This is a genomic window from Paraburkholderia sp. J69-1, assembly GCF_905220255.1.
Classification (GTDB): Bacteria; Pseudomonadota; Gammaproteobacteria; order Burkholderiales; family Burkholderiaceae; genus Paraburkholderia.
Map to the genome: position 1 here is coordinate 150,822 of NZ_CAJMZG010000013.1, position 12,207 is coordinate 163,028.

General features: G+C 64.4%; 12 protein-coding genes. 6 read left to right on the forward strand and 6 right to left on the reverse strand.

Annotation, left to right across the window (positions count from 1 at the left end):
• Positions 1-819 (reverse strand): SDR family oxidoreductase, encoded by an 819-nt coding sequence (locus tag U5A67_RS23785; protein ID WP_321816109.1) that lies wholly within the window; start codon positions 817-819, stop codon positions 1-3.
• A gap of 173 nt (positions 820-992) precedes the next feature.
• Here U5A67_RS23785 and U5A67_RS23790 point away from each other — a divergent pair, with 173 nt between their 5' ends.
• From U5A67_RS23790 to U5A67_RS23810, 5 genes are all read left to right on the forward strand, one after another.
• Positions 993-1,880 (forward strand): alpha/beta fold hydrolase, encoded by an 888-nt coding sequence (locus U5A67_RS23790; RefSeq protein ID WP_205987763.1) that lies wholly within the window; start codon positions 993-995, stop codon positions 1,878-1,880.
• Entirely contained in the window at positions 1,877-2,671 is a 795-nt protein-coding gene (locus tag U5A67_RS23795; protein WP_321816110.1) for a glucose 1-dehydrogenase, read from the forward strand. Before U5A67_RS23790 ends, U5A67_RS23795 begins: the two co-directional genes overlap by 4 nt.
• Positions 2,672-3,271: 600 nt before the next feature.
• On the forward strand, positions 3,272-3,643 hold the full coding sequence (locus U5A67_RS23800) for a nuclear transport factor 2 family protein (RefSeq protein ID WP_321816111.1): 372 nt from the start codon (positions 3,272-3,274) through the stop codon (positions 3,641-3,643).
• Positions 3,640-4,887, forward strand: coding sequence for an NADH:flavin oxidoreductase (locus tag U5A67_RS23805; protein WP_321816112.1), 1,248 nt, complete (start codon positions 3,640-3,642; stop codon positions 4,885-4,887). Before U5A67_RS23800 ends, U5A67_RS23805 begins: the two co-directional genes overlap by 4 nt.
• Positions 4,888-5,601, forward strand: a complete 714-nt coding sequence (locus U5A67_RS23810) for a TetR family transcriptional regulator (RefSeq protein ID WP_321816113.1) — start codon at positions 4,888-4,890, stop codon at positions 5,599-5,601. It begins immediately after the preceding gene.
• On the opposite strand, the gene U5A67_RS23815 is transcribed toward U5A67_RS23810, so the two are convergent.
• The 5 genes from U5A67_RS23815 to U5A67_RS23835 all read right to left on the reverse strand — a co-directional run bounded on the left by U5A67_RS23815 (position 5,538) and on the right by U5A67_RS23835 (position 11,089).
• On the reverse strand, positions 5,538-6,443 hold the full coding sequence (locus tag U5A67_RS23815; RefSeq protein WP_321816114.1) for a LysR family transcriptional regulator: 906 nt from the start codon (positions 6,441-6,443) through the stop codon (positions 5,538-5,540). The two genes, U5A67_RS23810 and U5A67_RS23815, sit on opposite strands and share 64 nt — an antisense overlap.
• 131 nt (positions 6,444-6,574) lie before the next feature.
• Positions 6,575-7,972 carry an ATP-dependent RNA helicase DbpA gene (gene dbpA, locus U5A67_RS23820; protein ID WP_321816115.1) on the reverse strand — a complete coding sequence of 466 codons (1,398 nt, stop codon included), beginning with the start codon at positions 7,970-7,972 and terminating at the stop codon, positions 6,575-6,577.
• 192 nt (positions 7,973-8,164) lie between these two features.
• Positions 8,165-9,751, reverse strand: coding sequence for a Na+/H+ antiporter (locus U5A67_RS23825; protein ID WP_321816116.1), 1,587 nt, complete (start codon positions 9,749-9,751; stop codon positions 8,165-8,167).
• Between the two features lie 90 nt (positions 9,752-9,841).
• A complete protein-coding gene (locus U5A67_RS23830; RefSeq protein WP_321816117.1) occupies positions 9,842-10,519 on the reverse strand; it encodes a DsbA family oxidoreductase in 678 nt (225 codons plus the stop codon).
• A 96-nt stretch (positions 10,520-10,615) separates the two neighbouring features.
• Positions 10,616-11,089: a RidA family protein gene (locus tag U5A67_RS23835; protein ID WP_321816118.1), complete on the reverse strand. Its 474-nt coding sequence runs from the start codon at positions 11,087-11,089 to the stop codon at positions 10,616-10,618.
• A gap of 183 nt (positions 11,090-11,272) precedes the next feature.
• Between U5A67_RS23835 and U5A67_RS23840 the strand changes: the two genes are divergently transcribed.
• The gene (locus tag U5A67_RS23840) at positions 11,273-12,205 is read left to right on the forward strand and encodes a LysR family transcriptional regulator (RefSeq protein WP_321816119.1); all 933 of its coding nucleotides are present in this window, start codon (positions 11,273-11,275) and stop codon (positions 12,203-12,205) included.
• Positions 12,206-12,207 lie beyond the last annotated feature (2 nt).

Consider the following 12,207-nt stretch of genomic DNA (forward strand, 5'->3'; position numbering starts at 1 on the left):
TTATGCACGCTCGAAGGCGTTTCCTGCGGCCGTGGCCGCGAGAAACGCGGGCACTTCGCCACCGCCTTCCAGCACGAGATTCGAGCCCGACGCATACGACGCCTCGCGAGACGCGAGAAAGAGGCAAGCCTGCGCGACGTCATCGGGTATCGCGAGACGACCGGCGGGCACGGTGGCCGCCGCCGCGAGCAGACTTTCCTCGCCGATGTGGTCTGCGGTTGCAGCGTCCGTTTGCACGAGGCTCGGGCTCACGGCGACGACGCGGACCTTCGGCGCCCATTCCACCGCGAGCGAACGCACGGCGTTGAGCACGCCGGCTTTCGCCGCGCCGTAGGCTGCCGTGCCCGGCGACGCACGCAAGCCGCTCACGCTGCCCACGAACAGCAGCACGCCGCCTTCGGGCTGGCGCTGCATGACGGCGTTGGCGCGTTGCGCGAGCCAGAGCGGCGCGATCAGATTCAGGCGGATCACAGATTCGGTGAAGCGCGGCGACGCCTGCGCTGCGAGCGCGAAGGGCGCGCCGCCCGCGTTGCTCACGACCACGTCCAGCCGGCCGGTTTCGGCGTCGATGCGGGCGATGAGCGCGTCGATGGCATCGATGTCGCGCACGTCGGCGGCGATGGCGCGTAGCGGGTGCAAGCCGGTTTCATCGGCGCAATCGGTGTTATGGGTTGGCTCGGGCACGCTGCGTCCGCAGACATAAACGATGGCACCTGCACGGCGGAACGCGTGCGCAATCGCGGCGCCGATACCGCGTGTGCCGCCCGTCACGAGTACGGTTTTGCCGCTGTATTGACTGTTTGAATCGAAGGCTGTCATGGCCCGTCTCCAGAAGAAGAAAAGATCGAGGCCGATGGTAGAGAAAAGCCCGGGTGGTTTCTTAGTCTGAAAAGACGATGCGGCGCGTGCTCGTGCCCCCGATCATCGTTGGCAGGCCGGTCCCGCGCTGCCGCGGCGAGGCGGGCCAGGCAAAAAACAGGAGACACGCGCGCATGACAGCAACCCCGAATACTGCATTGCCCGCTGGCGCTATCGGCGCATACACCGATGCCCCAGGCGGCCTGAAACTGCATCATGTCGAAGCGGGCAGCGGCGAGCCGGTCGTGTTCATACACGGCAGCGGCCCCGGCGCCAGCGGCATCAGCAATTTCCGCCATAACTATCCGCAGTTCGCGGCGGCGGGCTACCGCGTTATCGTGGTGGATCTGCCGGGTTATGGTGCATCGTCGAAACCCGCGGATGCCCAGTACACGCTCGACTACTTCGTGGCCGCATTGCGCGCGCAATTGAGCGCATTGGGCGTGGGGCGCGCCACCTTGCTCGGCAATTCGCTGGGCGGGGCGATCGCGCTCAAATACGCGCTCGATTACCCGGACGACGTTTCTGCGCTGATCATGATGGCGCCAGGCGGCGTGGAGGAGCGCGAAACCTACTTCCGCATGGAAGGCATCCAGAAGATGGTGACGCTGTTCACCAATCGTCAGATGAACCGGCAGACGATGCGTTATCTGCTGGAGCTACTGGTGCATGACCGTGCGCTCGTGACGGATGCACTGGTGGAAGAGCGCCTCAAAGTGTGCGAAACGCAGCCGCCGGAAGTGCTCGCGACGATGCGGGTGCCGAACCTGACCGAACGGCTGGCGGAATTGCGTTGCCCGGTATTGGGTTTCTGGGGCACCAATGACCGTTTTAATCCGGTGAGTGGCGCGATGCATTTTCTGGAGCATTGCGAAGACGCGCGATTCGTGTTGATGAACCGTTGCGGGCATTGGGTGATGGTGGAGCATCGCGACTACTTCAATCGCGAGTGCCTGGATTTTCTGGCGGGGTTGCAGACCGCGCCGGCGAGCATTGAACACAACGACAAGGAGACAGCATGAGCAACCTGCAGACGATCACGCAGCAACTCTTCGATATGAGCGGCAAGGTGGCGGCGATTACGGGCGCGGCGCGCGGCATTGGCGCGCAGACGGCGCGTACTTTAGCGGCGGCTGGAGCCGCGGTGGCGGTGCTCGATGTGTCGCCGCACGGCGAGGAACTGGCGGCCGAGATTGTGGCTGCGGGCGGGAAGGCTTATTTCTGGCGGCTCGATGTCACGCAGGAAGCGGAAGTCGAGCGTGTATTCGGGGAGATTGTTACGCGCTTTGGGCGGCTTGATGCGCTGGTGAATAACGCTGGGATTGAAGGGGCGAATGTGCCTACGCATCAGATGTCGCTTGAGCAGTGGCGGCAGGTGATGGATGTGAATGTGACGGGCGTTTTTCTTTGCACCAAGCACGCGATTCCGGCTATTCAGAATGTGGGCGGCGGGTCGATCGTCAATCTGTCTTCCATGTATGGGCTGGTGGGTGGGCCGGATGTGCCGGCTTATCATGCTTCTAAAGGGGCGGTGCGGTTGATGGCTAAAACCGATGCCATGCTGTATGCGGCGCAGAATATTCGGGCTAATTCTGTGCATCCAGGGTTTATCAGGACGCCGTTGATTGAGGAGGCTTTTGAAAAGCTGGGCGATCCTGAGCAGATTTTTGGGCAGATGAAGATGATGGTGCCGATGGGGAAGATTGGTGATCCGCAGGATATTGCGGCGGGGATTCTTTATCTTGTTTCGTCGGCGGGGAGGTATGTTACTGGGACTGAGCTGGTGATTGATGGGGGGTATACGGCTCGTTGATGTTGTTTTTCTTGGGGTGTTGGCATTTCCTTGTTTTCGTGTCGGTCTATTAGCGTCGCCCCTGTGCGGGGCGGCACCTACTTTTCTTTGCAGCGGCAAAGAAAAGTAGGCAAAAGAAAGCCGCTACAAACGCCAGAATGACGCAGTCCACAAACAGCCTTTAAGGGGGAAAGGTATAGGAGCATCCGGTCCCTCGCGCCATACCACTGAGTGACAAGGCGCCCGCCCACCCGGGGACGCTACGCGCCCCGAGAGGCATAACGCAAACCGAAGGTTTGCTGGTTTCCGTGGCAAACCCAACCGTTGCGCGCGCAGCGAGCAACGGGATGAATGACGGCTTTGTCACTACCTTTGAAGGTGCGAGGTGACGGACGCCCCTATACCATTCCCCCTTAAAGGCTGGTTGTGGACTGCGTCACATTGGCGGTGTGAGCGGCTTTCTTTGCCTACTTTCTTTGCCGCCGCAAAGAAAGTAGGTGCCGCCCCGCACAGGGGCAACGCTAATAGACCGACGCGAACACAAGGAAATGCCAACCCCGCAATTAAACAAGCAAAAAGCAATTACTAAGCACCCCAAATAAAGAAAAAGAGCAAACCAAAATGAAACCCACCCTCCTGAACTACATAGAATCCTTCAACGCCTCCGACACCCCCCGCATCGTGTCGCTGTTTTCCGAAGACGCCACAATAGAAGACCCCGTAGGCACCCCCTTAAAACGCGGCAGAGCAGAAATAACCGCCTTCTACGCTCACGCCACCTCACTAGGCGCCCGCCTCGAATTAATCGCCCCACCGCGAGGCTCCCACTCGAACGCGGCGACGATCACCTTCAAGGTGCATATAAAAGGCCCAGAAGGCACCCCAGCCCACATCGACGTCACCGACGTCATGGAATTCAACACCGAAGGCAAGATCACAAGCATGCGCGCCTACTGGGGCCCAGACGACTACCACATTGCGGAAGAAAAATGACCGCAGACCTCGACCCAGAGCCCACCCCATTCAGCCCACTAAAACTCGGCCCACTCACCCTACGCAACCGCTTCATCAAATCGGCGACAAACGAGGGCATGGCGCCGCACGGCGTCCCATCGCAAGCCTTGCTGAACCTGCACGAAGCCACCGCAGCAGGCGGCGCAGCCCTCACCACCGTCGCCTACTGCGCAATCAGCCCGGACGCCCGCACCTTCATCGACCAACCCCAACTGAATGGCAGCACCCGCACCGCATTCCGCGCACTCACCGACGCAGTGCATCGCCACGGCGCAGCAGCCAGCGCACAGATCACGCATGGCGGCTGCTTCACATTCCTGCCGGAGCTCTCCACCAAACGCCCGCTAAGCGCATCGGGAGGCATCAACAAAGTCGGCCTGATGAGCGGCCGGTTCTTCAAGCTGGCGATGAACGAAGCGCACATGCAGGCATGCGCAGCCCAGTTCGCCCAGGCTGCGTGCCACGCCCGCGATGCGGGTTTCGACGCCGTGGAAATCCACATGGGCCACGGCTATCTGCTCAGTCAGTTTCTCTCGCCGCTCTATAACCGGCGACGCGATGCCTACGGCGGCACGGCCGCGCAACGTGCGCAGTTTCCCTTGCGCGTGCTGCGCCAGGTACTGGACGCCGTCGGCCGCGATTGCGCCGTGCTCTGCAAGATCGGCGTGACCGAAGGCGTGAAAGGCGGCAGCACCGCCGAAGACGCGGCAGAAGTCGCGCAACGGCTGGAAGCCGAAGGCGCGCACATGCTGGTGCTCAGCGGCGGCATGAACGTCGAATCCGTCTGGCAGCTTTTCGGCAGTCCATTGCCGGCCGAGGCGCGCGCGAATGTTGCAAATCCCATCGTTCGCGCAGCCATGCACTTGCAGAAACTCACCGAGCCGCGCTTCGACGGCTTTCGCGAGATGTATTTCCTCGAGCATTCCCGCAAGGTGCGTGCTGCAGTCGATTTGCCGCTGGCTTATCTGGGCGGCGTGCGTTCGGCGGCCAATGTGGCGCAGGCGATGAACGAGGGTTTCGACGCCGTAGCGCTGGCACGCGCGCTGTTATTCGAGCCCGGCTTCGTCAATCGGCTAAAAAGCGAAACAGAAGCGGTCTCAGGCTGCACGTCCTGCAACCGTTGCGTGGTCAGCATGTACACGCCAGGCGGCACAGCCTGCGTGCTGCAAGGCGAGAACGATCCCGCACCGAACCGCATCCCCGCCGGCACAAGCGCGATCTGAATGGCAAAACGCAGCAAAGAAGCGGCGCAGGAAACCCGCACCCGTCTGCTCGATAGCGCTGAAACGCTGTTCGCCCTGCATGGCGTCTCGCACACCACGCTGGCCGATATCGCCGATGCCGCGAGTCTCACGCGCGGCGCGATCTACGGGCACTTCCGCAATAAGGCCGATCTGCTCGAAGCGCTGCTGGAGCGCACGCGTTTGCCGCTGGAAGAATTGATCGGCGCGTCCATCGATCCGCAGGCGCAGGCGCCGCTGGCCGCGATGCAGCGCGCGATTCTCGTCTGTCTGCGCGATGCCCAGTGCGATGCGCGTCGCCGCCGGGTCGCCGAGATCGTGTTCAATCGCTGTGAACTGGTCGACGACATGGCGCCGGTGGCCAGCCGCATGCGCGAATACGCACGCGATGGTCTGGAGAATCTGGAGCGCGGTCTGAGCAATGCGAAGCATCGCAAGCAGCTTGCGCCCACGCTCGATGTGCGCCTCGCCGCCGCGCTGCTGCATGCTCAGGTGTCAGGTCTGATTCGCGACAATCTGCTCATGCCGCAACATGTCGATTTCGTGCGTGACGGCGCGGCCATGGTCGCGGCGATGTTCGAGATGCTGCAGCACGTGCCAGCCCTTCATCACGCGCCGCCGCGCGCATCGGATCAACGCACGCGCGCGCCGCGCCAGTCCGAACTCCGCGCGAGTTCGACGAATGCGCCGAGATAATCGATCGATGCATCGGCCTCGCGCGTGCCCAGAAAAATCTGTTTGGCGATGCCTTGCTTGCCCAGCTTCACGCTCACCACCGGCATGCGCTCGGCGTATTCGTCGGCGAGCCAGCGCGGTAGCGCGGCCACGCCGCGATCGCTCGCCACCATCTGCAGCATGATGTCGGTGGTTTCGATGGTTTTGTGCCGGCGCGGCGTCACGCCCGCCGGGCGCAGGAACTGGTTGTAGATGTCGAGCCGGTCGGTCTCGACGGGGTAGGTGATAAGGGTTTCGTCGGCGAGTTGCTCGGGTTTCACGTGGCGCGCGCCCGCGAGCGCGTGACGCTCGGAGACCACCAGCACCTGTTCGTAGTCGAACACGGGTTCGAAGTGCAGGCCGGGGCGCATGAGCGGATCGGGCGTCACCAGCACGTCGATGTCGTAACCGAACAGCGCGCCGATGCCGCCAAACTGGAAGCGCTGCTTGACGTCCACATCGACATCGGGCCAGCGCGCCAGATACGGCGACACCACTTTCAGCAGCCACTGGTAGCACGGATGGCATTCCATGCCGATGCGCAACGTGCCGCGCTCGCCGTCGGCGTATTGCTTCATGCGCGCTTCAGCGTGCTCGAATTGCGGCAGCAGGCGGTTGGCGAGCGCGAGCAGATAATGCCCCGCCTGCGTGAGCCGCAGGCTGCGCCCCTCACGATCCCAGATGGGCGTGCCGAGCTGCTGCTCGATTTTCTTGACGGTATGGCTCAGCGCCGATTGCGTGAGAAACAGCGTGCCGGCGGCGGCTGTGAGCGAGCCCTGACGCTCGACTTCGCGAATGATCACGAGATGGATGCGTTCGAGCATCGCTGCGGCCTCCGGGTGCGGTCATGCGGGATAAGCATGAAAAAAGCTAATCGATGAGCGGTGAACCCAGCATTCTAGTTCATCGAACTCATCGATCGGCTTCGCCGCAACCCGGCTTTACGCGTGCATCCTCACTCGTCCATCAGGCGCGCACGCACCTTCTTGCCCTTGACCTTGCCGGCGTTGAGCTTGCGCACGGCGTCGCGCGCGATGCTGCGCTCGACCGCCACATAGGTCGAGAATTCCGTCACGTTGATCTTGCCGATCTGCGCGCCGGTGAAGCCGGCTTCGCCCGTGAGCGCGCCGAGCACGTCGCCCGGACGGATCTTTTCCTTTTTGCCGCCCAGAATCTGCACGGTTTCCATCGGCGGCAGCAGCGGGGTGTTGCTGGCGGGCTTGAGTTCGGCGATCGGATGCCATTCGACTTCGCGCTTGATCGCCTGTTCGATGCCGCCCACGCGGCCCATTTCGTTCATGGTCGCCAGCGACAGCGCCCAGCCGTCCTGATCCGCGCGGCCCGTGCGGCCGATGCGGTGCACGTAGACTTCCGGGTCCGGCGTGACATCCACGTTGATAACGGCTTCGAGCTGGGCGATGTCGAGACCGCGCGCGGCCACGTCGGTCGCCACCAGCACCGAGCAGCTACGGTTGGCGAACTGGATCAGCACCTGATCGCGCTCGCGCTGGTCGAGTTCGCCGTGCAGCGCCAGCGCGTGAAAGCCCTGCGCGCGCAGCACGTCGAGCAGATCGCGGCATTGCTGCTTGGTGTTGCAGAACGCGATCGTGCTGACCGGGCGGAAATGGTTGAGCAACTGGCCGACGGCGTGCAGGCGGCCGGTTTCTTCCACTTCGTAGAAACGCTGGCGGATCTTGCTGTCGTCGTGACGTTCCTGCAGCTTGACTTCCTTCGGGTTGCGCAGGAACTGCTGGCTCAGCTTGGCGATACCTTCGGGATAGGTCGCCGAGAACAGCAGGGTCTGGCGATCCTTCGGGCACTGGCGCGCGACCTTGGCGATATCGTCGAAGAAACCCATGTCAAGCATGCGGTCCGCTTCGTCGAGCACCAGCGTGTTGAGCGAGTCGAGCGAGAGGATGCTGCGCTCCAGGTGGTCCATGATGCGGCCAGGCGTGCCGACGACGATGTGCGCGCCGTGTTCGAGGCTGGCGATCTGCGGGCGCATCGGCGTGCCGCCGCAAAGCGTGAGCACCTTGACGTTTTCTTCGGCGCGCGCGAGGCGGCGGATTTCCGTCGCGACCTGGTCGGCCAGTTCGCGCGTGGGGCAGAGGATCATCGCCTGGACGTCGAGGCGGCGCACGTCGAGCTTCGCGAGCAGCGCCAGCGAAAAGGCGGCAGTCTTGCCGCTGCCGGTCTTGGCCTGCGCGATGAGGTCGTGGCCGGCGAGCGCGATCGGCAGGCTGGCGGCCTGGATCGGCGTCATTTCGGCGTAGCCGAGCCGGCTGAGGTTCTCGAGCGTGGCGGGCGCGAGCGCAAGCTCGCTGAAGGACGTGGCGGTGGGTGTATTCGTCATGCTGGGTCTCGCGCCCCGGTTGGGGCGGATGCCGCGCAAAGGCGGCAGGAATGGATCGGGCGGCGCTGAACGGACTGATCGATGGATCGGGGGTTCGCGCCGCGCGTGCCGCGATTTTAACGGATACGGACCGCAAAGCCCCGAGATTGGCCGGGAAAGGCGGGCAAGTGTGGTGCGGATGTCGTAGGAAGCCTAGCCGCGCGCGTGCTGCGCGCCCAGTTCTTCCAGATCGAGATCGTGTTCGACGGCGTGCAGCAAGGCGTCGCTGATCAGCCCGGCGCGGTGCATGCGCAGGATTTCCGTGCGGCCCGCGTGCACGGCGGCGAGCACGACATCGTAATGGGCGGTGCGGACATCGACGGGCAGGGTTTCGGCGTGCTCGAACTGCTGCGAGATGGTTGCGCGGTAGGTGTATTGCTCCAGCAGGCGCGGATGGATCACGCTGCCGTCCGGCCCGTGCACGAGCGGCCGGATCGTTTCGAGCTGCACGGCCAGCATGCGGGCCCAGACCTGCGGCTCGCTCAGGTAGGCCGCGCCGGCCTGGGCGTCCTGCAGCGGGCGCACGAGGCGGATCAGCGGGCCGATCGTCACGCCCTGAAGCAGCACGGTGAAAAGAATCACGGCGAACGCCGCGAACAGGATCAGGTCGCGCCCCGGCAGGCTCTCGGGCAAGGTCAGCGCGATCGCCAGCGTGACCACGCCGCGCATGCCCGCCCAACTGACGACGGCGGCGGCGCGGAAGTCGGCGTCGAGCACGCGGCGCGGCATGAGGCGATGCGCGAACGCTCGGATCGCTTCGATGCCGAAAGTCCAGATGCAGCGCGAGAGCACCACGGCCGCCACCACAGCCAGCGCGGCGGGACCGAGCTGGGCGAAAGCCTCGCCCGCGCCGCCCAGCCGCACGATCACGCCGCGCAGCGAGAGCCCGATCAGCACGAACACCAGCGCCTCCAGCACGAACACGAGCACCTGCCAGAACGCGGTGCCGCGCATGCGTACGCGGGCGGTGAAGATGTCGTGCTGATGCCAGCCCAGATACATGCCGCAAGTGACGGTGGCGATCACGCTCGAGACATGCGCCATGTCGCCGGCGATATAGCTGAACCAGCCGGCGCTCACGGCAACCGTGATGATCAGATAGTCGTCTTCGAGCAGGCGCAGCAGATTGACCGCGAGATAGCCGACCAGCCAGCCGACCGCGATCCCGCCGATGGCGAGTCCCGCGAAGGTCAGCAGGGCGCCCGAGGTGCTGAAAGCGCCGGTCAGCGCGGCGGCCACGGCGAAACGGAACAGCACGAGGCCGGCGGCGTCGTTGAGGAGGCTTTCGCCTTCGAGCAGGACCATGATGCGGCGCGGCAGCGCGAGGCGCTCCAGCACGGCGCGCGCGGCCACGGCGTCGGGCGGCGAGACCACCGCGCCCAGCGCGAAGCACACGGCCCACGGCAGCGCGGGCACGACCCAGTGGGCGACCAGGCCGACCGCCCAGGTGGTGAACGCCACCGCGCCGATCGCGAACAACAGGATCGGCGTGATATGACGTTTGAAGTCGGCCCAGACGAAGAAGTAGGCGCCGTCCATCAGCAACGGCGGCAGAAACACGATCAGCACGAGATCGGGATCGAGCACGACGGGCGGCAAGCCCGGTGCGAACGCCATGGCCGCGCCGCCCATTAGCAGCGCCGCAGCGGGCGGCAGGCGCAGCCGCCGCGCCAGCAGTTCCAGCGCCACAATCGCGATCAGGGAAAGCAGGACGAGCTTGAAGGCCGAAACGGCGGTCATGTGAATTCCCCGGGTGATGGTTCGATCTGCGTCGATCGCCCGTCGCTGCCTCGTGGCGCCAGCTGTCTGCGCTGACGCTGACTTTTGGTCTTACTCTTCGCCTTCCTCTTGCGGCTCCGCCAGAATCTGCCGGATTGCGTTTTCGAACGTTTCGACCGGCTGGCCGCCGTTGATCAGATATTGCTGATTGAACACGATGGCCGGCACCGACTGGATGCCCATCGCCTGCACCTGGGCTTCCTCGGCGCGCACTTCGTCGGCGAAAGCGTCGCTCTCCAGCACCTTGCGCGCGGCATCGGCGTCGAGGCCGACCGACTGGGCGGTCTGCACCAGGACGTCGTGGTTGCTCACGTCGAGGCAATCGCCGTGATAGGCGCGCAGCAGCGCCAGTTTGAGCGAAAGCTGCTTGCCTTCGAGACCGGCCCACTGCAGCAGGCGATGCGCGTCGAAGGTGTTGTAGACCCGCGTGCGCGGGCCGAAAGCGAAGCCCACGCTGGCGCCGCGCTCGCGGATCGCTTCCTGGGTTTCGGCGATCTGTTCGGGCGTGCGTCCGTACTTCTTGCCGAGGTAGTCGACCAGCGAGGCGCCGCCCGCGGGCATATCGGGCGTCAGTTCGAAGGGATGCACGACAACGCGCGCGTCGGCGGCATCGCCGAGGTTTTCAAGCGCACGTTGCAGCGAGGCGAGACCGATCGCGCACCACGGACAGGCGATATCGGAGATGAAGTCGATTTGCAGCGGCTGGGCTGCGGGAGATGCTTGGGACATGGTGGTTCCAGAAATGGGGCGCTTGAGCGCATCCGGCGATTCTCTCACGCCGGCATGAAGCACGTGGCTGGCGGGTTGCGTCGCGTCTGCCCGCTGTCAAGCCGGTCGCAAAGAAGCGATCACCACCAGCGCGAGCGCCGCATTCTCGGGCAGTTGCGTCTGGGAAAACGCCGAGCGCGCGTGCCCGGCCTTGTCGCGCAGCACCTGCGCGAACAGTTCGGATGCGCCGTCGAGCACGGCCGGTTGATCGTAGAAACCTTCGGTGCTGCTCACGTGGCCTTCCACGCGCACGATGCGCTCCAGTCGCTCCAGTTGCGCCACGCCGCCCACGTGCCGCGCGATCTGCGCCAGCACGTTGAGCGCCGTGATGCGCGCCGCGGCGCGGCCGTCTTCGAGACTCAGGTCGCGCCCAATCTGCCCGCTGAAAGCCATCTTGCCGTTCACGAGCGGCACCTGGCCCGAGATGAACAGCAGCTTGCCGGCCTCGCTCGCCGCCGTATAACTGCCGAGCGGCTGCGGCGCTTCGGGCAGCGTCAAGCCGAGTGCCTTGAGGCGGGTTTCGATCGTCATTCAGCGTTCCTCTTTTTGCTGCTTCAGATGCCACGCACTCTAGCCGTGACGACTCGCTGCAGCCAGCCCGTGCCGCGCATGTCTCTTTCAACGCCATGTAACAAGTCAAGTGCGGCGAGCGGGATGGATCGGCGCCTGGCTGCGGTTACCATGACGAACCGATGTCACGGCTGTCACGAATCCATGCAACGCAATTTCGACGATCTGTTACTGGGCAGCATCGAACTGTTCTGCCTTGCGGCCGAACTGGGCAGTTTCACGCTGGCGGCCACGCAGGCGAGCGTGACGCCCGCGGCGGTGAGCCGGTCGGTGGCGCGTCTGGAAGCGCGGCTCGGCGTGCGTCTGTTCGTGCGCACCACGCGCCAGATCCGTCTGACCGATGGCGGCCGGCGCTACTTCGAACAGTGCCGCGACGCGCTCGCGCAACTCGTCGATGCCGAGCGCGAAGTCACCGGCCAGCAGACGACGCCCGCCGGCATGCTGCGTATCAGCATGCCGACGCCGTATGGGCACTATCGCGTCCTGCCGCTGCTGGCGAGCTTTCGCGCGCGGTATCCGCAGGTGCAGGTGGAAACGCATCTGAGCAACCGCAACATCGATTTCGCCGATGAGGGCTTCGATCTGGCCATCCGCGGCCGCGCCCCCGACGATTCGAATCTCGTGGCGCGCAAGCTCGAAGACGCGGAACTGGTGATCGTCGGCACGGGCGCATATCTGAAGCGCGCGGGCAAGCCGCGCAGCATCGAGGATCTGCAGCACCACGAGTGCATTCAGTTCGAACTGCCCAGCAGCGGCCGACATATTCCGTGGCTTTTCAACGAAGGCGGCAACGAACTCGAACTGGCCACCCTGGGCGGCTATGGCACATCCGGCGACGTGCTGGCGGGCGTCACGCTCGCGCGGCATAGTGCGGGTCTGTTCCAGACCTACCGGTTTATCGTCGAAGACGATCTGGCGGCGGGGCGGCTCGTGGAAGTGTTGCCCGACAAGGGCGGCTGCTCGCGGCCGTTCTTCCTGCTGTATCCGCACGGCCGTTATCTGACGTCGCGGGTGCGCGTATTCGTCGACTTTCTGGTCGATCAGCTGGGCCCGAAGCCAAAACGGCGCACGCGCTAGCA

Coding starts and splice junctions, on each gene's coding strand:
- dbpA (WP_321816115.1), bottom strand. CDS start 7,972: ATGACGAATACACCCACCGCCACGTCCTTCAGCGAGCTTGCGCTCGCG.
- U5A67_RS23815 (WP_321816114.1), bottom strand. CDS start 6,443: ATGCTCGAACGCATCCATCTCGTGATCATTCGCGAAGTCGAGCGTCAG.
- U5A67_RS23800 (WP_321816111.1), top strand. CDS start 3,272: ATGAAACCCACCCTCCTGAACTACATAGAATCCTTCAACGCCTCCGAC.
- U5A67_RS23790 (WP_205987763.1), top strand. CDS start 993: ATGACAGCAACCCCGAATACTGCATTGCCCGCTGGCGCTATCGGCGCA.
- U5A67_RS23825 (WP_321816116.1), bottom strand. CDS start 9,751: ATGACCGCCGTTTCGGCCTTCAAGCTCGTCCTGCTTTCCCTGATCGCG.
- U5A67_RS23795 (WP_321816110.1), top strand. CDS start 1,877: ATGAGCAACCTGCAGACGATCACGCAGCAACTCTTCGATATGAGCGGC.
- U5A67_RS23830 (WP_321816117.1), bottom strand. CDS start 10,519: ATGTCCCAAGCATCTCCCGCAGCCCAGCCGCTGCAAATCGACTTCATC.
- U5A67_RS23835 (WP_321816118.1), bottom strand. CDS start 11,089: ATGACGATCGAAACCCGCCTCAAGGCACTCGGCTTGACGCTGCCCGAA.
- U5A67_RS23810 (WP_321816113.1), top strand. CDS start 4,888: ATGGCAAAACGCAGCAAAGAAGCGGCGCAGGAAACCCGCACCCGTCTG.
- U5A67_RS23785 (WP_321816109.1), bottom strand. CDS start 819: ATGACAGCCTTCGATTCAAACAGTCAATACAGCGGCAAAACCGTACTC.
- U5A67_RS23805 (WP_321816112.1), top strand. CDS start 3,640: ATGACCGCAGACCTCGACCCAGAGCCCACCCCATTCAGCCCACTAAAA.
- U5A67_RS23840 (WP_321816119.1), top strand. CDS start 11,273: ATGCAACGCAATTTCGACGATCTGTTACTGGGCAGCATCGAACTGTTC.